At 68.9% G+C, this 18,154-nt stretch carries 14 protein-coding genes; 8 read left to right on the forward strand and 6 right to left on the reverse strand.

The annotated features are described in order from the left end of the window. Positions 1-31: 31 nt before the first annotated feature. Complete coding sequence (locus tag BMW85_RS07995) at positions 32-835, forward strand: DUF4097 family beta strand repeat-containing protein (RefSeq protein ID WP_091078730.1); 804 nt, start codon at positions 32-34, stop codon at positions 833-835. Beyond that, a complete protein-coding gene (locus BMW85_RS08000) occupies positions 832-1,572 on the forward strand; it encodes a PadR family transcriptional regulator (RefSeq protein WP_091078732.1) in 741 nt (246 codons plus the stop codon). The genes BMW85_RS07995 and BMW85_RS08000 overlap by 4 nt, the downstream gene beginning before the upstream one ends. A gap of 51 nt (positions 1,573-1,623) precedes the next feature. On the opposite strand, the gene BMW85_RS08005 is transcribed toward BMW85_RS08000, so the two are convergent. The 4 genes from BMW85_RS08005 to BMW85_RS08020 form a co-directional block, all read right to left on the reverse strand. Continuing rightward, the gene (locus BMW85_RS08005) at positions 1,624-2,460 is read right to left on the reverse strand and encodes an oxygenase MpaB family protein (RefSeq protein WP_091078734.1); all 837 of its coding nucleotides are present in this window, start codon (positions 2,458-2,460) and stop codon (positions 1,624-1,626) included. Between the two features lie 72 nt (positions 2,461-2,532). Beyond that, positions 2,533-3,489 (reverse strand): zinc-binding dehydrogenase, encoded by a 957-nt coding sequence (locus BMW85_RS08010; RefSeq protein WP_091078736.1) that lies wholly within the window; start codon positions 3,487-3,489, stop codon positions 2,533-2,535. 27 nt (positions 3,490-3,516) lie between these two features. Further along, positions 3,517-4,395 (reverse strand): hypothetical protein, encoded by an 879-nt coding sequence (locus tag BMW85_RS08015; protein ID WP_143082128.1) that lies wholly within the window; start codon positions 4,393-4,395, stop codon positions 3,517-3,519. A 112-nt stretch (positions 4,396-4,507) separates the two neighbouring features. Further along, a complete protein-coding gene (locus BMW85_RS08020) occupies positions 4,508-5,950 on the reverse strand; it encodes an acetyl-CoA synthetase (RefSeq protein WP_091078740.1) in 1,443 nt (480 codons plus the stop codon). A 238-nt stretch (positions 5,951-6,188) separates the two neighbouring features. Between BMW85_RS08020 and BMW85_RS08025 the strand changes: the two genes are divergently transcribed. The 5 genes from BMW85_RS08025 (at position 6,189) to BMW85_RS08045 (ending at position 14,111) form a co-directional block, all read left to right on the forward strand. Then, positions 6,189-7,154, forward strand: coding sequence for a trypsin-like serine peptidase (locus tag BMW85_RS08025; RefSeq protein ID WP_091078743.1), 966 nt, complete (start codon positions 6,189-6,191; stop codon positions 7,152-7,154). A 314-nt stretch (positions 7,155-7,468) separates the two neighbouring features. Beyond that, a complete protein-coding gene (locus tag BMW85_RS08030) occupies positions 7,469-8,602 on the forward strand; it encodes a trypsin-like serine peptidase (RefSeq protein ID WP_091078744.1) in 1,134 nt (377 codons plus the stop codon). Between the two features lie 401 nt (positions 8,603-9,003). Beyond that, positions 9,004-10,506: a trypsin-like serine peptidase gene (locus BMW85_RS08035; protein WP_091078747.1), complete on the forward strand. Its 1,503-nt coding sequence runs from the start codon at positions 9,004-9,006 to the stop codon at positions 10,504-10,506. A 423-nt stretch (positions 10,507-10,929) separates the two neighbouring features. Next, on the forward strand, positions 10,930-12,435 hold the full coding sequence (locus BMW85_RS08040) for a trypsin-like serine peptidase (protein ID WP_091078749.1): 1,506 nt from the start codon (positions 10,930-10,932) through the stop codon (positions 12,433-12,435). Between the two features lie 182 nt (positions 12,436-12,617). Continuing rightward, complete coding sequence (locus BMW85_RS08045) at positions 12,618-14,111, forward strand: trypsin-like serine peptidase (protein ID WP_091078751.1); 1,494 nt, start codon at positions 12,618-12,620, stop codon at positions 14,109-14,111. Between the two features lie 54 nt (positions 14,112-14,165). Here the strand turns inward: BMW85_RS08045 and BMW85_RS08050 are convergent, their stop codons facing one another. Further along, positions 14,166-15,527: an NsdA family TPR-like regulatory protein gene (locus tag BMW85_RS08050; RefSeq protein WP_091078754.1), complete on the reverse strand. Its 1,362-nt coding sequence runs from the start codon at positions 15,525-15,527 to the stop codon at positions 14,166-14,168. Positions 15,528-15,772: 245 nt separating this feature from the next. Beyond that, on the reverse strand, positions 15,773-16,975 hold the full coding sequence (locus tag BMW85_RS08055; protein ID WP_245774679.1) for an NAD(P)-dependent malic enzyme: 1,203 nt from the start codon (positions 16,973-16,975) through the stop codon (positions 15,773-15,775). 319 nt (positions 16,976-17,294) lie between these two features. On the opposite strand from BMW85_RS08055, the gene BMW85_RS08060 reads away from it, so the two are divergent. After that, positions 17,295-18,152 (forward strand): ABC transporter substrate-binding protein, encoded by an 858-nt coding sequence (locus BMW85_RS08060; protein ID WP_091078758.1) that lies wholly within the window; start codon positions 17,295-17,297, stop codon positions 18,150-18,152. The last annotated feature ends 2 nt before the right edge of the window (positions 18,153-18,154 follow it).

Genomic DNA, 18,154 nt, shown 5'->3' on the forward strand with positions numbered 1-18,154 from the left:
ACATACGAGGTGTTGCCAGAAGGGCGGAAGCATGCAGCAGTGGACCGTCGAATCGCCGGAGCAGCTGACCTTCGGCGCCGTGGAATCGCTCGACGTGCGCATCGTCGCGGGCCGGCTGGCGGTGCTCGCCAGCGAGGGCCCACCGACGCTGGAGGTGGCCGAGATCGACTCGGTCTCGCCGCTCATCGTGACCTACGACGAGGACACGCGCTCGCTCACCGTCGCCTACAAGGACCTCACCTGGGACGGCCTGCTCGGCTGGCTGCGCCCCGACCGGCGCAGGACCGTGCTGTCCATCGCCGTCCCGAAGTCGTGCCGGGTGAGCGCGGGCGTCGTGTCGGCGCCCGCCGTCGTGGCCGGCTTCGAGCGGTCCACGCGCGTCAAAGGCGTGTCGGCGGAGATCGTGCTCGACGGGGTGAGCGGCGAGGTCAACGCCAACACCGTCTCCGGGCCGGTCGAGAGCCGGGCGATGGAGGGCGATCTGTCGTTCAACAGCGTCTCCGGCGACCTGACGGTGGCCGACGGCACGCCGCGCCGGCTGAGGGCCAACACCGTCTCCGGCCGCGTCACCGCCGACCTGGCGCTGCGACCCACCGGACATGTGACGTTCACCAGCGTCTCCGGTGACATCCTGGTCAGGCTGCCGGACAACGTGGACGCGGACGTCACCATCCGCTCCACCTCCGGGCGGCTGGTCAGCACGTTCGACGAACTGTCCGACTCGAGCGGCCCCGGCATGAAGACCGTGTCCGGGCGGCTCGGCGGCGGCATGGCCTCGGTGACGGTGACCACGGTCTCCGGCGAGGTCGCACTGCTCAAGGGGGAGAAGGAATGAGCCCTGTCTTCGGTCACGGCCGGCTCCGGCTGTACCTGCTCAAGCTGCTGGAGGAGAGCCCGCGCCACGGCTACGAGGTGATCCGGCTGCTCCAGGACCGCTTCCTCGGCGTCTACTCGCCCTCCCCCGGCACGATCTACCCCCGTCTGGCCCGGCTGGAGGAGGAGGGCCTGGTCACCCACGAGGTGGCCGACGGCAAGAAGGTCTTCTCCATCACCGACAAGGGCCGCGAGGAGCTCAACGCCCGCCTCGACGAGCTCGACGACCTGGAGGAGGAGATCTCCGCCTCCGTGCGCGACATCGCCCGCGAGGTCAAGGAGGACGTACGCGAGACGGTCAAGTCCCTGCGCGACGAGCTGACCCGGATGGCCAAGGACGTGCGCACCAGCGGCCGCGAGGACCCGGTCGGCTTCGGCCGGCGGCAGAAGGAGGAGTTCCAGCGGCTGCGGGATGAGCAGTTGCGGCAGTGGCAGGAGCACGCCCACCAGTGGCAGGGCGAGAGCGAGCGGCTGACCAAGGAATGGCGCCGGATGTGGACCGAGATCTGGTCCACGCTGGGCGGCGCGCCGCCGTCCCGCGCCGATCTCGACGCGGAGCTGGGCGAGCTGCTGGCCGACTTCGTGGCGCAGGCGCGCAGGGAGGCGTCCGACGCCCGGCTGACCGGTGAGAAGCTGCACGACCTGCGGACGGCGCTGGACGACGCCTCCCGCCGGATCCGCGACATCCTCGAACGCTGAGAACGCTGAGGACGCCGAGGACGCTGAGGACGCTGAGGACGCCAGGCTCTGTTATGCGGCGGCGGCGCGGGCGGCGGCCCTGCGGGCGCGGTAGGCGATCGGCATGTACCTGAGCCGTTCCGGCAACCGCGGCGTCAGCGCCGCGACCGCCTGCCCGACCCGCCGCAGCCGCCGCTCGTCCCGGACCGTCCAGCGCAGGCCGAGCTTGTCCCGCACGGCGGGCGGCAGGGTGCCGACCGTGACGAAGTGGCTGAACTCGCCCGCGCCCGCTCCCACCGGCGTCCACAGCCGTCGCAGCGGGGCGGGCAGCCCCGGAGGCGCGGGCGCGCCCCGCATGGCCGACAGCACGTCCAGCGCGGTCGGATGCGGCTCCAGCCGCTCGGCCACCATGCGGTCGAAGTAGCGCCAGTAGTCCTCCAGGTCCGCCGGCAGCTCCCGCTCCGGCACCCGCAGGATGTGGCCGAGCTGCCGCGACTCGGCGTAGAGCCGGCGCTGCTCCGCACCGGTGAGCGGGGTGCCGAAGTGGCGGTTGAGCGCGACGAACCGCTCGAACAGCGTCAGGTGCACCCACGCCCACGCCTCGGCGTTCAGCGCGTGGTAGGGCCGGCCGCGCTCGTCCACGCCGCTGATCGTGCGGTGGATCTCCCTGAGCCGCCGCCCTTCGGCGGGGCCGTCCTCTCCGCCGTACACCCAGGTCTGTACGGACGTCAGCGTACGGTTGAGCCGCCCCCACGGATCCGACTTGTACGTGGAGTGCTCGGCGACCGCCGCCCCCACCGCCGGATGCATGGTCTGCAGGACCAGGGCGCTGCCGGCCACCAGCAGGTTGCGGTATTCACCCGCGGTGTCCCAGTGCATCGAACCCGGGCCGAAGGGCTCCACGTCCATGATCGGGCCTCCCGGTGATACAACTCTCCTTCCTTGGTATCACCGGACGCCGCAAAAGTAACCCGTTACTTATCAGACGGTGAAGACGATCTTCCCGAACAGCTCCCCCTCCGCCATGGCGGCGAAGCCGTCACGCGCCTCGGCCAGCGGCAACGTCCGGTCGATCTCCGGCCGCACACCCGTCTGCTCCAGGAACACCGCCAGCCGCTGAAGCTGCTCGCGCGTCCCCATCGTCGAGCCGACCACCGAGAGCTGCAGGAAGAACACCCGGTTGAGGTCGGCCGGCGGCACTGCCCCGCTGGTGGCGCCGCTGACCACGATGCGCCCGCCCGGCTTGAGCGACTTGAGCGAATGGTCCCAGGTGGCCTGGCCGACCGTCTCCATGACCGCGTCGACCCGCTCGGGCAGCCGCGCGCCGCTCTCGAAGACCTGGTCGGCGCCCAGCCGCAGGGCCCGCTCACGTTTGTCCGCCGAACGGCTGGTCGCCCAGACCCGGAAGCCGCCCGCCCGGCCGAGCGCGATCAGCGCGGTGGCCACGCCGCCGCCCGCGCCCTGCACCAGGACCGTCGAGCCCGGCTGCAGCCCGGCCTTGTCGAACAGCATGCGGTAGGCGGTCAGCCAGGCCGTCGGCAGGCACGCGGCCTCCTCGAAGCTGAGCGCGGCCGGCTTGGGCACCAGGTTGCGGCGCGGCACGGCCACCCGCTCGGCGAACGTGCCGTCGTGCACCTCCGACAGCAGCGAGCGCCGCGGGTCCAGCGTCTCGTCCGCGCCGGAGCCGATCACGGCGTGCACGATGACCTCGTTGCCGTCCTCGTCCACGCCGGAGGCGTCGCAGCCGAGCACGATCGGCAGCCGGTCCTGGCGGATGCCGACGCCCTTGAGCGTCCAGAGGTCGTGGTGGTTGAGCGCGGCCGCGCGTACCGAGACGGTCGTCCAGCCGTCCGGCGTCTTCGGCTCAGGGTGCTCCCCCAGCGTCAGGCCGGCGAGCGGGTTGTCGGGATCGGTCTGTGTGGCGGTAACGGCGAACATGGCCGCACCCTACAGAACCGGCCGCCGCTAGTCCTTGAAGGTCACCCTGATCCCGCGCAACGCCTGCTCACGGTAGTCGTCCGGGCCGGTCACCGCGATCTGCACGCCGCCGCGGCACACCGCGCGCGCGGGCCGGCCGCGCCCGCTGATCACGAACGGCACCGGGTCCTTCTTCCCGCAGTGGGGCGTCGGCACGAGCGCGACCATCGCCCGCCCGCCGCCGCCGAACCAGAGCTGCGGCCCGACGGGCTCGCCCCGGGCCTTCTCGCCCGGCTCGGCCAGCCGCACCGGGCCGCCGCCCGACAGCACCAGGTAGCCGTCCTCGGTCTCCTCGCCACGCAGCCGCCGGGCCACGGCGAGCCGCTGCTCGAACGTCAGGCCGTCCCCCATGTCGTACAGGGCGAGACGCCACTTGCCGAAGGCGAACAGCAGCACCTGGCCCCGCCCGCCGCTGCCCGCCTGCTGGGGCCACAGGGTGACGTTGGGGGCGTACTCGCGGATGGGCTCGCCGCCTTGGGTGATCTCGATCTCCCCGTTGTACGGCGCCGTCACCTGCCGGTAGATCCCGTCGATCCACATCCCCTGGAACGGCCGCACCCCCATCCCGGCCAGGTCCAGCGCGGCGGGATAGCGCACGCTCGCCCGCCGCCCGTCGGGGAACACCACGTCGACGACCGCCTCGCCGCCCTTCGTCACCGGCGTGACCCGCAGCATGTTGGGCGGGCTGTCGATCCTGGTCAGCGACCTGATCGGCTCGGGGGCGGGCGGCGGCGCGGCGGGCGGCGGCCGCCGGCTCACGATCAGGCCGATCACCGGCACCAGCACGGCCACGAGCAGCACCGCCAGGCCGATCCTGCGGCGGCGCCCGCTCTGGCCCGCTTCGATGACGTCCAACCGGTCAGTCACCGGCGTTCCTCGTGGAGTAGTGCGGCTTGCGCCCTCGTTCCCAGTTCAAAGGAGCGGCCGCCGACGGCGCAAGCCCTCACATCGGGCGGACAGGTCACGAATTCACAACCGGTCACCAGGAGGCGACGTTGACCTTGCCGTCCGGCGAGACGAGCCGGACCCGCTGCCCCACCAGCTCCCGCGACTCGGCCTCCGCCAGCAGCGCCGGCTCCTCCACCACGGCGTGCGCCCGCCCGCCGCCCGGCAGGTCCACCACGAGGATGCCGCGTTCGGCCGCGCCGTCCCTGCCGTGCGCGACGGTGTAGCCGGCGACCGTCGCAGCGCCCTCGTGGACGTCCACGACGGGCACGCCCGTGGCCGTGAACACCGGCGCGGCGCCGCCCAGCCGGCCGCCGGGCTCGCTGGACCACACCGCGTACGTGTGCTTGGTCAGGTGCATCCCCACCCCGGTCACCAGCCCGTGCCCCGCCTGGGCGCGCAGCAGCCCGGCCATGGTCGCGGTCGAGTGGAGGACGTAGTCGCTGGCCGGGCCGCCCGCGTACGGCAGCCCGCCGGTGACCGTCAGGCCGCGCCGGTCGTACGGGTCGAGCCCGATCGCGTCGCACGCCTGCCGCAGCGCGATGGCGAAGCAGCTGTAGACGTCGAGCGCGTCCATGTCGGTGAGGCCGAGCCCGGCCCGCGCGAAGGCGGCGGCGGCCACGTGCGGGATCGCCTCCGAGGCGCCGAGCGCGGGCCGGGCCGCCACCTCCCAGGTGTCCTCGCCGTAGGCCCATCCGCGCAGGTAGACCCGCCGGTCCCGGGGCACGCCCAGCCGGTCGGCCAGCGCGCTGCCGGCGAGCACGACGGCCGCGGCCTGGTCCACCTCCAGCACGGCCACGGTGTCCCTGGTGTACGGCCAGCCGACGAAACGGCTGCCGGTCACCAGCTCGCCGGGGCCGCGAGGGGTGCGCCGCCAGGCGTACGGGTTGGCGGCGGCCACCTCGGTCATCGGCGCCAGCAGCCGCCCGCGCTCGCGCATCTCCTCCTCGACGGAGATCCCGAGCGCCGCCCGCCGGGCCGTCTCCATGATCGGGTAGGTGTGCACCGGCAGCACCAGTCCGTGCGCCAGCTCGGCCTGGCTCGGGGGCCGCTCCCAGCCGTACGGGGGCTTGGGGTCGGCCGGATGGCTCCACGGCGTGCGCTCGCCCGCCCGCCGGTAGGCCCGCCGCGTGGCCAGCGCCTCGGCCCCGGTCACGAGCGCGCAGGTGAACTCCCCCGCCGCGATCCCGGCCGCCGCCGCGCCGATCAGCGTCTGCGGCGCCGTGCCGCTGACCTTCGAGTACGCCCGGTGCCGCGGCGCCGCCCCCAGCCGTTCGGCGAGCCGCCCGACGGGCGAGTCGTACTGCCAGGAGTCGGTGTGGACGATCTGGATCGACTCCAGCCGCTCGACCGGCAGCCGGGCGTCGTCGGCCGCGGCGCGCGCGACCTCCTCCCAGAGGTCGAGCGGTTCGGGGCCGGGCTGCTCGCGCACGGTGCGTTGCGCGATGCCGATGAGACAGGGGGTGCGCGAGTCCATGCCCTCATCCAACCAGAACAAAATTCGGTTGGTAAGTGGCGACTTTTGTCAATGCGGTTGACACCATTACCAGAGTCCCTTAAGGACCGGCTCTGACCTGCGGAGATGCTTTTTCGTCATACATGCGATCTCGCTATCTCGACAACCGCGTCATGCTTCTTTCCGTCGATTACTCGCGACCGCTGAGGCCGTTCAATACCGTTTCCAGCGTTTTCCTGGCCCCCGGAGAAGGAGCTCCATGAAGTCCCGAGCAAGACGCCTCACGACCACCCTGACAGCCGTCGGGCTGACCGCGGGCAGCATCAGCGGCGCGGCCGGCGCCACGGCCCCCTCGGACGTCGTCGCCAGGAACGCCACCACCCCCGCCGAACAGGCGATCCTGTTCTGGACGCCGGACCGCGTCAGGCTGGCCACCGGCGGCGCGAAACAGAGCAAACCCGTCAACGCGCCCAGGACGGTCGGGCTGGTGCTCTTCACGCTGCCGCGTACCGACCCGCGCGACCCACGCAACTGGCGCTCCTGCTCGGCCACCTCGGTGCGGAGCGAGCACCGCGACCTCGTCGCGACCTCCGCCCACTGCGTGTACGACACCAGGCGCAACGCCTTCCACGACAACTGGGTGTTCATCCCCTCGTACGAGGACGGCAAGGCCCCCTACGGCATCTACGCCGCCAAGACCTTCAACACGCACGCCGACTTCGCGGTGAACGAGGACTACGACTACGACTACGCGTTCGTCAACGTCCACAACGGCATCAAGGTCTCCTGGACGAAGGCCGGCAGGTCCTGGCAAGGGCAGCTCAGGAACGCCGGCCGCCTTGGTGACAACGTCGGCGGCCAGGGCTTCACCTGGAACCGGAGCACCAAGCTGAGCGTGTCCTCCTTCGGCTACCCGGCGGGCGGCCGCACCATGAAGCGCTGCTCAGGAAAGCTCCGGCCGATGCCGGAGGCCAGGAAGTACAACGCGCAGGAGCACGTCGGCCTCCCGTGCGCCTTCACCGCCGGAGCCGGCGCCGGCGGCGGGCCCTTCCTATCCGGCTACAAGAGCGCCTCGCGCACCGGCTATCTGGTCGGCGTGGGCAGCGTGGCGTGGGACACCGACGGCGACGGCCGTTACGACCACCTCTCGTCGCCGTACTTCAACGGTGAGACGTACAAGATCTACAAGGCCGCGGCGAACCGCTGGACCGGCGACATACCGTGACCGACACGCGGCTCAGAGGCTCCGGCTCCTGCGGGATCCGGGGCCTCCTCGATCTCATTCGACGTGACTCACGCCACCTGATCACGGCGAAATGCCGGCGCGTTCCGAGCCGCGTCCCCTCTTCGCGATCATGGCTCTGACCTGCTGGAACGTCGAAAGTCTTTTGATCGTTCCGACGTATCGAAGTGGCGGGCTGACGGCGTCCTTATAGTTCACGTTGGAACCTGGATCAGGTAACGAATCCCTATCCGGGCTGCAATACCCTCCGCTCATCTGGAAAAATCGCCCCTTACGACCCCAAGAAAGGCTTTTTCATGATCTCCCGGGCCCGGCAGCTGCTGGCCGCCGCGCTGAGCGGCGCGCTGCTGATGCTGCCTGCCCACACGGGGATCGCCGCCGCGGACACCACCAGCGCCGCCGGCAAGGTGCAGAACATCGCCCTCGCCAAGACCGCCGCGGACGTCAAGCGGGTCGCCGACTACTGGAAGCCCGAGAAGTTCAAGCACACCGACAGCTACAGCCCCGCCACGCCGGGCGCCGCCGCCGCACCGAAGTCCACGTCCGCTGCCGCCGCCGCAGGCCCGGCCGCCCGCACCGCCACCACCACCAGGGCGAGCACCGGGAGCACCGGCAAGTCCAGCGCCGGCCGCCTCGCCGCGCCCGCGCTGCCACGCAAGGGCGCCCAGGTCGGCAGCACGATGGGCAAGGTCTTCTTCCGCTTCGGCGACAAGGAGTACTGGTGCTCGGCCAGCGCGGTCACGGCCAGGAACCGCAGCGTGGTCGCCACCGCCGGGCACTGCGCCTACGATCCGCGGCAGGCCAAGGCCGCCGACTACTGGATCTTCGTCCCCAACCCGGGCCCCGGCGGCGAGCAGCCGATGGGCATCTACGTGGCCTCGTCCATCAGCCTGCACGAGGACTGGATCGGCCGGGGCGACTACGACTACGACTACGCCTTCGTCACCGTCCACCGCGGCTTCGCCTGGGTGAACAAGAACGGCCAGTACACCATGCAGGACGTCGGCCGGCTCCAGGACAACGTGGGCGGCCTCGGCCTGGAGCTCAACAGGAAGCCGGGCACCTACACGGTCGCGGCCTTCGGTTATCCGGCCGGGGCGCAGCCCGACGGCAGCCGCCCGTACGACGGCAAGACGCTGCGGATGTGCCGCGAGGGCCGGACGATCTGGAACGCCGCCCCGCCGCTGGACCTGCAGAAGGGCGTGCAGCTCCAGGCGTGCGACTTCAGCGCGGGCACCAGCGGCGGCCCCTGGGTGATCGACTTCGACAAGGGCCGCAAGATCGGCAGCCTGACCGGCATCAACAGCCTGACCTGGGACCGCGACGGCGACAAGCGCTACGACGCGGTCTCCTCGCCCTACTTCGACACGGTCGCGGGCGTGGTCTACCAGCGCGCGGCGGCGCAGAGCACGCCCGCGAAGATCGCCTGACAGACCCATCTTCTGCGAGGGCCTCCGCCTCACGGCGGGGGCCCTCGTGCCGTTTTCTGTGAGTTCCGGACCGCTTCCTGAAGATCTCCTGTGAAGATCAGCCGGAATTAGACGGAACACACCCGATTCTGGTTCCTGTGATCTATGTCACATGCTCGGCCGAGTCGATCACTAACGGAACTTTCCTCCCGCAAGCCGCAAACCGCATTTACCCTGCACAAACAGCGTGAACACGGGACGGCCTCTGACAGATAACGACGAGGTAACGGAGGTAACAGCGCCTACCGATTCGTCCAGACCGGGTTTCACCTGCGGAGATCACCACGCTATGTTCCTTGCAATCCCTTTACTGACGCATGGGCCGCGTGTTGCGACCCACGACAGACCAAGGAGCAGTTCCCTTGAAGCGCATCCTCATCCCCGCCGGTGGCGCCATCCTGGCTACCGGCCTTCTGGCCGCCGGCCTGGCCGGCACGGCTCAGGCGAACTCCGACGTCGCCAAGGACAACATGGCGACCACGGCGGCCAACGCCAAGGCGATCGCCGAGTTCTGGGCGGAGAACAACGGTGCTGCCCTCAAGGCCGCCAAGGAGTCGAACGTCTGGGACAAGTCCGACGTGGCCAAGCTCCAGACCAAGGGCGGCTACAGCGCGGACACCAAGCCGGGCTCGACCGCTCCGATCGGCGAGGAGAAGAAGACCGCGGCCAAGGTTCAGAACGTGAACCTGCCGAAGACCATCGGCAAGGTCTTCTTCGTCAACGGCAAGGGCGAGAAGAAGTGGTGCTCCGCCACTTCCCTCCAGTCCAAGTACCGCAACCTGGTCGCGACGGCCGGCCACTGCGTCTATGACACCGGCACCAACAGCGATGTCATGAACAAGTGGGTCTTCGTGCCGGGCTACTACCAGGGCAAGGCCCCCTGGGGCATCTACGTGGGCAAGACCGCCTACACCCACTACGACTTCGACGTCTACGAGGACTTCGACCGCGACTACGCGTTCGTCACCGTCTACAACGGTGTCTCCCTCGGCGGCGGGACCGCGAAGAAGGTCACCAAGGCCGCGTTCGATGCCCACACCGGCATCAAGGACGCGAAGGACGTCGAGATCAGCCGGGACGAGTTCCGCAAGGCGAAGCTCGACCCCACCTCCACCGACTCGTACTGGGTCAAGCGTGGCGAGAGGGCCAAGAAGGTCGGCCCCGAGTACCCCGGCGCCGTCGTGGAGAAGGTCGAGACCAGCAAGGAGAAGTACCGCGACGCCCGGATCGGCAAGGGCGAGGGCTTCAAGTTCGGTGAGCCCATCACCGAGCAGGTCTCCAAGGCCGACTACGACAAGTACAAGGGCCTCGGCGAGAAGAAGTCGGACAACCGCGGCAACTACACGATCACGCACTACTACGTGCAGTCGTGGGTCCTCCCGGGCTCGGACACCAAGTTCTACAAGACCGAGTTCTTCATCATCGAGGGCTTCGCCAAGGACGCCGGTCGCCTCGGCGACAACGTCGGCGGCCAGGGCTTCGCCTGGAACCAGCCGACGGGCAAGTACGTCCGCGTGTTCGGCTACCCGGCCGCTCCTCACCCTGACGGCAACAAGAACTACACCGGCGTCACGCCGAAGTGGTGCTACGGCAAGACCACCAAGAAGCTGGTCGGTTCCGCCGCCAAGAAGATCGAGGAGCACGTGGCGCTCAAGTGCGCCATGACCGAGGGCGCCGACGGTGGTCCGTGGCTGTACAAGTACAGCAACGCCAAGCGTCTCGGCTACGTCAACGGTGTCACCAGCACCTTCAACGACCAGGACGGCAACGGCCGCGTGGACTACATCTCGTCGCCGTACTTCGACGGCGAGACCAACACGGTCTACAAGGCCGCGTCCTCCAACTGGTCCGGCAAGATCGTCTAAGTGACACACCGCGACCGGTCGTGAACCGTTCGTAGCAAAGGGCCCGGCCGCCAGCCGGGCCCTTTCTGCGTTTCGGCCCGAATGTGAAGGGCTTTGGACGCACGCCGGGCCCAGACGGTGCCATCAGAGCGGTGTGATCTGCGTCACACTCTTCGCGGAGCGGAAACCGCGAGCGCGCCGGCGCCCCGCGGATCGCCCTCACACCTTACTTATGTTGATCAGGGCAAATGACCGCAAGGGCCGCTTCCCTCAACTCCTGCGCACGAGCCGTCTAAACATCACAGAACGATTACGCCCGACTTGTCGCCTCTTTTCCTTCCAAAGCGACTACCCGAGCTCAAGATCAACACTGTATGTTCCTGGCTATCCCTTTACTGACGCATGGGACGCAAGAGGCGTTCCACGACAGCGCAAGGAGTTACCTTGAAGCGCATCCTCCTCCCCGCCGGTGGCGCCATCCTGGCCACCGGTCTGCTGGCTGCTGGTCTGGCCGGCACGGCTTCCGCCTCGGGTGTCGTCGACGACGCGCCGCTGACCCCGAACAACAAGGTCGCCGAGACCGTTGACTTCTGGTTCAAGGCGAACGGCGCCGCCCTCCGGGCCGCGTCCGTGTACCGCTACGACTACAAGGAAGTCAACAAGCTCGTCCAGAAGGGCGGCTACACCCCGGACACCAAGCCGGGCTCCACCGCCCCGATTGGCGAGGAGAAGAAGGCCGCCGTCAAGGTCCAGAACGTGAACCTGCCGAAGACCATCGGCAAGGTGTTCTTCGAGGGCCGTGACGGCAAGCTGTACTGGTGCTCCGCCACCTCGATCCAGTCGACCTACCACAACCTGGTCGCCACCGCTGGTCACTGCGTGTACCAGACCGGTGCGAACGGGCACGTCCTCGACAAGTGGGTCTTCGTCCCGGGTTACTACCAGGGCAAGGCTCCGTGGGGCATCTACGTGGGTAAGCAGGCCTTCACCCACTACGACTTCGCCACGTACGAGGACTACGACAAGGACTACGCCTTCGTCACCGTCTACAACGGCATCACGCTGGGCGGCGGCGACGCGAAGAAGGTCACCAAGGCGGAGTACGACGCCGCCGAGGGCCTCAAGGAGTACAAGGACGTCGAGATCTCCAAGGACGAGTTCCTGAAGGGGAAGCTCGACCCCACCTCGACTGACTCCTACTGGGTCGAGCGCGGCAAGCACGGCAAGAAGGTTGGCCCGGACTACCCCGGCGCCGTGGTCGAGAAGGTCGAGACCACCAAGGACAAGTGGATCCGCGGCGGCATCGGCAAGGGCGAGGGCTTCAAGTTCGGCGAGCCCGTCGTCGAGCAGGTGTCCGCGCACGAGTGGGCCCGCTACAAGGGCCCGGGTGAGAAGAGTGAGAAGGCCGACAGGTTCGGCAACTACACCATCACCCACTACTTCATCCAGTCCTGGAGCGTGCCCGGGACCGACACCAAGTTCTTCAAGACCGAGTTCTACCTGATCCAGAACTTCGTCAAGGACGCGGGTCGTCTGGGCGACAACGTCGGTGGCCAGGGCTTCGCCTGGAACCAGCCGACCGGCAAGTACGTTCGTACCTTCGGGTACCCGGGTGGCGAGCACCCCGACGGCAACAAGCCCTACACGGGTGTCACGCCGAAGTGGTGCTACGGCAAGACCAGCACCAAGCGGACCGTGGTCGCGGCCATCAAGGCCGAGGAGCTCGTGTCCCTGAAGTGCGCCGTCACCCCCGGCTACAACGGCTCGCCGTGGCTGCTCAAGTACAGCAACGCCAAGCGTCTCGGCTACGTCAACGGTGTCACCACCGCGGTGTTCGGCGACGTGGACGGCAACAACCGTTACGACACGATCTTCTCGTCGTACTTCGACGGCGAGACCGCGTCGGTCTACAAGGCTGCTGCCGCTCTGTGGTCCGGCAAGATGTCCTAATTCAGGACATCCTCTGGAGCTGGGGGTCCAAACCTCAGACCGCCTGTTTTACCCGAAGGGCTCGGCTTTCGCCGGGCCCTTCGGCCTATCTGGAGACAAATCCGAGAAGGACCCTTACCAGACCGAACGATGATCGATAGGGTCTTTACGCTGTTTCTTGACAACCGCTGTGGAGCCTCCCGTTGAAGCGCCTGCTCATCCCCCTCGCCGCCGCCGGCCTGACCGCCGCCACCTTCGCCTTTCCCGCCAGTGCCGAGCCGCACTGGGCCACCGACCCGCTCGCGCCGAAGCCCGCTGACGCCTACAGCAGCGCGAACTTCTGGCTCGACGCCAACGGCGCCGCCCTGCGCAAGGCCACCCAGTACTACTGGGACTTCAAGAACGTGCCCAAGCTCGTGGGCGCGCAGAGCAAGACCCCTGACGACGGCAAGCCCGGCCTGACCGCCCCCACCGGCTCCGTCGCCACCGCCACCAAGGTGAAGAACGTCAACCTGCCGAAGACCATCGGCAAGGTCTTCTTCATCGACCGCTCCGGCAAGTACCGCTGGTGTTCGGCCACCTCCATCCAGTCGCGCCACCGCAACCTGGTCGTCACCGCCGGCCACTGCGTCTACGAGCGCGGCAAGGACGTCTTCCGCAAGTGGGTCTTCATCCCCGGCTACTACCAGGGCAAGGCCCCCTGGGGCATCTACGTCGGCGCCTACGCCTTCACCGCCTATGACCTCGACACCTACGACGACTACGACGGCGACTACGCCTTCGTGGCCGTCCACAACGGCGTCGCGCTCGGCGCCGAGAAGGAGGTCCCGCTCAGCGAGTACAAGGCGTGGCTCGGCGACAAGTGGATCAAGCCGCGTGAGATCTCCAAGGAGGAGTTCCTCAAGTGCCAGCTCAACCTCGGCGAGTGCTGGTCCGAGGGTGAGGACAAGGACAGCGACCTGGTCGGCCCCGACCATCCGGACGCGGTCCTGGAGAAGGTCGAGACCACCAAGGAGAAGTACGTCGCCGCCAAGGTCGGCAAGGGCCAAGGCTTCAAGTTCGGCGAGCCGGTCGTCGAGCAGGTGACGAAGAAGCAGTGGGACGACTACAAGGGCCTCGGCGAGAAGGGCACCGGCGCCGACAAGGCCGGCAACTACGCCATCACCCACTACTACACGCAGAAGTGGGTCAAGCCCGGCACGTCCCGCAAGTACTTCGAGGGCCACTACTTCATCGGCGTGGCCAAGGACCTCGGCCGGCTCGGTGACGTCGTCGGCGGCCAGGGCTTCGCCTGGAACCAGCCCATGAACCAGAGCGTCATCGCCTTCGGCTACCCGAGCGCCCCGCACCCCGACGGCGACAAGCCCTACACCGGCCTGACGCCGAAGTACTGCATGGGCAAGACCGCCACGAAGATGTACCAGATCAACACCTTCAAGGTGGAGACGCACCAGGCGCTCAAGTGCTCGATGACGCCGGGCGCCGACGGCGGCCCCTGGCTGATCAAGTACAACAACAACAAGCGCACCGGTTACGTCAACGGCGTGACGAGCACGTTCGCCGACCAGGACGGCAACAACCGGATCGACTTCATCAGCTCTCCGTACTTCGACGGCGAGGTCGCCGACGTCTACAACCAGGCGAGCCTGGCCGAGACGAAGGCCATCGTGAGCCCGAAGGGCGAGCTGTTGCAGTAACCCGGCAAGCGCGGCCCGGAGCGTCCTGCGTGGACGCTCCGGGCCGTCTGCATGTCAGACCACCGCGGCGAGCTGCCGGGTGGCCTCGTGCAGCTCCGCCACAGCCCCCTCATGCTTGTAAGGCTCCAGCCGCCGCCGCAGATCCGCGGCGTAGGACCGGGACCGGGCGGACTGGAGCTCGCCCGCCAGCGACAGGGCCCTGGAGGCGACCACGCAGGACTGCTCCAGCTCCCCGCACTGCAGCAGCCCCGCCGACAGCAGGGAGAGGTTGAACATGCGCCCCCGTACGAAGCGGGAGTCCATGTCGAGCGAGCGCCGCGCGTGCTGCACGGTCCGGTAGCCGTCGCCGAGGTCGCGGAAGCAGTGGGCGAACTTGGCGGACAGATAAGCCTCGTCGAAGTAGCCGAGCCACGAGGGCTCGTCGGCGGGCTTGCGGACCTCGAAGGAGTGCTCGGCCTGGTTGAGCGAGGCGCCGCAGGAGCGGGAGTCGCCCCGCACCGCGTGCGCGTGCGCCTCCAGGACGTGCGCGGAGGCCAGCAGGGTGCCGACGCCCGCGCCGCGGGCCGCGAGCTGGGCCGCCCGCGCGAGATCGAGCGCGTGGTCCGGCTGGCCCATGTAGATGGCCTGGTGGGCCATGCCGGCCAGGATCTCGCCGCCGAGCGTCTGGTCGCCGGCGCCCCTGGCCAGGCGGAGCGCCTGGATGAGGTAGCGCTGCGCGAGACCGTGCTGCTCCATGTCGTAGGCCATCCAGCCGGCCAGCCGGGTCAGCTCGGCGGCGGCCGCCGCGAGTTGCCGGCCGGTGGCGTCGCCGTAGGAGCCGTCCTTGAGCAGCGGCGAGACGGCCGTGTCGAGATATTTGATGACGGACGAGCGGACCCTGCCGCTGCCGAAACGGTTGTCGAGCTCCCCGAAGGACCGGGTCACCTCGTGGATGGCGGCGATGTCGGCGCGGCCCACGCGCCGCGCCCCGCCGCTGCTCGGGCGTCCCTCGGGTGGGGACGTCAGCCAGCGGACGGCTCCGACGGAGCCTGCTCCGATGGCGAAGGTCGAGTCGATCAGGAACCGCCGTCTCTCCACGTCGGCCCGCCACAGCGCGGTCACAGTCGCGACCCCCTCCTGCCAGGTGTGCGTGAACTCCTGTCCGAGATCGAGGGGCGTGATGACGGCGGGCATGCCCAGGTCTTCCGTGGTGACCGGCCTGCCCAGGCGCATCGCGAAGATCTCCGTGAGCAGTCCGGGGACCGGGTCCCTCGGTCGCTGGCCACCGATCCAGCGCAGCACCGAACTATGGTCGTACTTCAGGCCCGGAGTGCCGCGGGCGGCACCCAGGTCGTTGAGACGCCTGGCGAGTCCCTTGTGGGAGAAACCCGCCTCTGCGATGAGCTGCTGCAGCAGTCGGTTCGGCTCGCGTTCCATCGCTCTCCTCTGCACAGGAGTCGGCGCTCACGGTCATTACAGAGAGCTACAGTTATAGCACCTTGGGTAAAGGATGAGGGCCGTTCTCAAAGGTTGGCCCAATTCTCTGCAACAACTTCCCGCAGCAGCTTCCTGCAGCCCGCCCGCCACCGGCAGCACGCGGCGGCGGGCGGGGCCCGCAAGAGCCCCGCCCGCCGGAAGTCCGCCGAAAGCTCGCCGGAACGAGCCGATCAGAGACGAGCCGATCAGAGACGGGCGACCCCGTCGGCGCGGGCCTGGGCGGCCACCGCGGCGGTGACGGCGGGCGCGACACGCTCGTCGAAGGGGCTCGGGATGACGTACGTCGCGGAGAGGTCGTCGCCCACGACGGCGGCGAGCGCGTCGGCCGCGGCCACCTTCATGTTCTCGGTGATCGTGGAGGCCCGCACGTCGAGCGCGCCACGGAACACGCCGGGGAAGGCCAGCACGTTGTTGATCTGGTTGGGGAAGTCCGAGCGGCCGGTGGCGACGACCGCGGCGTGCCGGGCGGCGACCTCGGGGTGGACCTCGGGGGTGGGGTTGGACAGGGCGAAGACGATCGAGCCGTCCGCCATGGAGGCGACGGCCTGCTCGCTCACCGTCGAGCCGGACAGTCCGACGAACACGTCGGCGCCGGCCAGGGCCTCCTCCGTGGAGCCGGTGAGCCCGGACCTGTTGGTGTCGCGGGCGAGCGCCTCCTTGACCGGGTTGAGCCCCTCCCTGCCCTGGTAGATCAGGCCCTTGGAGTCGGAGACCGCGATGTCGCCGATGCCGGCCTCCAGCAGGATGCGGGTCACCGCGACGCCGGAGGCGCCCGCGCCCGCGACGACGGCCCGCAGGTCGCCGAGCGTCCGGCCGGTCAGTCTGGCGGCGTTCTGGAGCGCGGCGAGCACCACGATGGCGGTGCCGTGCTGGTCGTCGTGGAAGACGGGGATGTCGAGCAGGTCGCGCAGGCGGGCCTCGACCTCGAAGCAGCGCGGCGCGCTGATGTCCTCGAGGTTGATGCCGCCGAACGACGGCGCGAGCCGCGCCACGGTCTCGACGAGCGCGTCGACTTCGGTGCAGTCGAGGCAGATGGGCACGGCGTCGACGCCGCCGAACTCCTTGAACAGCAGCGCCTTGCCCTCCATGACGGGCATGGCGGCGGCCGGGCCGATGTCCCCGAGTCCGAGCACGGCGGTGCCGTCGGAGACCACGGCGACGACCCTGGAGGCCCAGGTGTAGTCGTGGACGAGCGCGGGCGTCTCGGCGATGGCGGTGCAGACCCGGGCGACGCCGGGCGTGTAGGCGAGCGACAGGTCGTCGGCGTCGCGGACGGGAATGGTGGAGCGGATCTCGATCTTGCCCCCGCGGTGCAGCGCGAAGGCGGGATCGAGATCGAGATTCTCGACGGACGAGGAACCTGGCGCAGAAGCGGGCGTGACAGCCACAGCGACCCCTGGAGTCATCGGAAGCGGAACGAACTTCGGAGGATGATCGCGAGCGGGTTGGCTTCTTGTAGCTGCCAGGGCCCCTCGGCGTCATCTCGTGATGGGGGTTCGGGGGTCACCCGTCGTCCCATAGTGCCACATCGTGAGACGGTGTTCCGAGTCAGCGTCCCCGGTGGGGCACAGTAGGGCGACCGGATGGACGGTTCGAGGCCGTTCTGTTGACGCATCGTTAAACCGCCGATGACGGAACGGCACAAAATCGCATCTAAACTGCACAAAACGCAAGTTCTGTGGCTTTTCACTTCCTAGGAGGCCGTACATGGCCCTCAGCCCCAAGGGCCGCCGTGGCTACGCCGCCGGCGCGCTCGCCGTGACCGCCGCTCTCGCCCTGTCCGCCTGCGGCAGCGACTCCGGTTCGGGCGGCGCCGACACCAGCGCCAGCGCCGGCTCGGGCGCCGCCGCTGTGAAGCTGGTGCAGCCCGGCAAGCTCACGGTCTGCACCAACGTCCCCTACGAGCCGTTCCAGTTCAAGGACGGGAGCGGCAACGTCGTCGGCTTCGACGTCGACATCGTGGACCTCGCCGCCAAGAAGCTCGGCGTCACCCAGAACATCGTGGACATCGACTTCGCGGTGATCAAGAGTGGCGCCGCCATGGCCGCCGGCAAGTGCGACGTCGCCGCCGCGGGCATGACCATCACCCCCGAGCGGGCCCAGAACATCACCTTCTCCGACCCGTACTTCGACGCCACGCAGGCCCTGCTGGCCAAGAAGGGCACGGGCGCGAAGTCCCTGGAGGACGTCAAGGCGAAGGGACTCAAGCTCGGCGCCCAGGCCAGCACCACCGGCCTCGACTACGCCAAGAAGCAGGGCTTCAACCCCACCGAGTACGCCGACTCGCCCAAGGAACTGCTGGCGCTCCAGGCCGGCCAGGCCGACGTCATCATCCAGGACCTGCCGGTCGTGCTCACCTGGCTGAAGAAGCCGGAGGTCGCCGAGAAGTTCGAGCTGATCGCCAGCCTCGACACCGGCGAGCAGTACGGCATCGGCATGAAGAAGGACGCCGACCCGACCCTCGTCAAGACCATCAACGAGGAGCTGGCCAAGGCCAAGCAGGACGGCACCTACGAGAAGATCTACATGAAGTGGTTCGGCAAGAAGCCCGGCGAGCTGGGCTGATC

Origin of the sequence: Nonomuraea wenchangensis (assembly GCF_900111685.1) — a bacterium.
Taxonomy (GTDB): Bacteria; Actinomycetota; Actinomycetes; order Streptosporangiales; family Streptosporangiaceae; genus Nonomuraea; species Nonomuraea wenchangensis.

What these genes read in the sequence shown, in the direction of transcription:
- BMW85_RS08000 (WP_091078732.1), top strand. Translation starts at nt 832, where the DNA reads ATGAGCCCTGTCTTCGGTCACGGCCGGCTCCGGCTGTACCTGCTCAAG.
- BMW85_RS08060 (WP_091078758.1), top strand. Translation starts at nt 17,295, where the DNA reads ATGGCCCTCAGCCCCAAGGGCCGCCGTGGCTACGCCGCCGGCGCGCTC.
- BMW85_RS08050 (WP_091078754.1), bottom strand. Translation starts at nt 15,527, where the DNA reads ATGGAACGCGAGCCGAACCGACTGCTGCAGCAGCTCATCGCAGAGGCG.
- BMW85_RS08005 (WP_091078734.1), bottom strand. Translation starts at nt 2,460, where the DNA reads ATGGACGTGGAGCCCTTCGGCCCGGGTTCGATGCACTGGGACACCGCG.
- BMW85_RS08030 (WP_091078744.1), top strand. Translation starts at nt 7,469, where the DNA reads ATGATCTCCCGGGCCCGGCAGCTGCTGGCCGCCGCGCTGAGCGGCGCG.
- BMW85_RS08010 (WP_091078736.1), bottom strand. Translation starts at nt 3,489, where the DNA reads ATGTTCGCCGTTACCGCCACACAGACCGATCCCGACAACCCGCTCGCC.
- BMW85_RS08020 (WP_091078740.1), bottom strand. Translation starts at nt 5,950, where the DNA reads ATGGACTCGCGCACCCCCTGTCTCATCGGCATCGCGCAACGCACCGTG.
- BMW85_RS08025 (WP_091078743.1), top strand. Translation starts at nt 6,189, where the DNA reads ATGAAGTCCCGAGCAAGACGCCTCACGACCACCCTGACAGCCGTCGGG.
- BMW85_RS07995 (WP_091078730.1), top strand. Translation starts at nt 32, where the DNA reads ATGCAGCAGTGGACCGTCGAATCGCCGGAGCAGCTGACCTTCGGCGCC.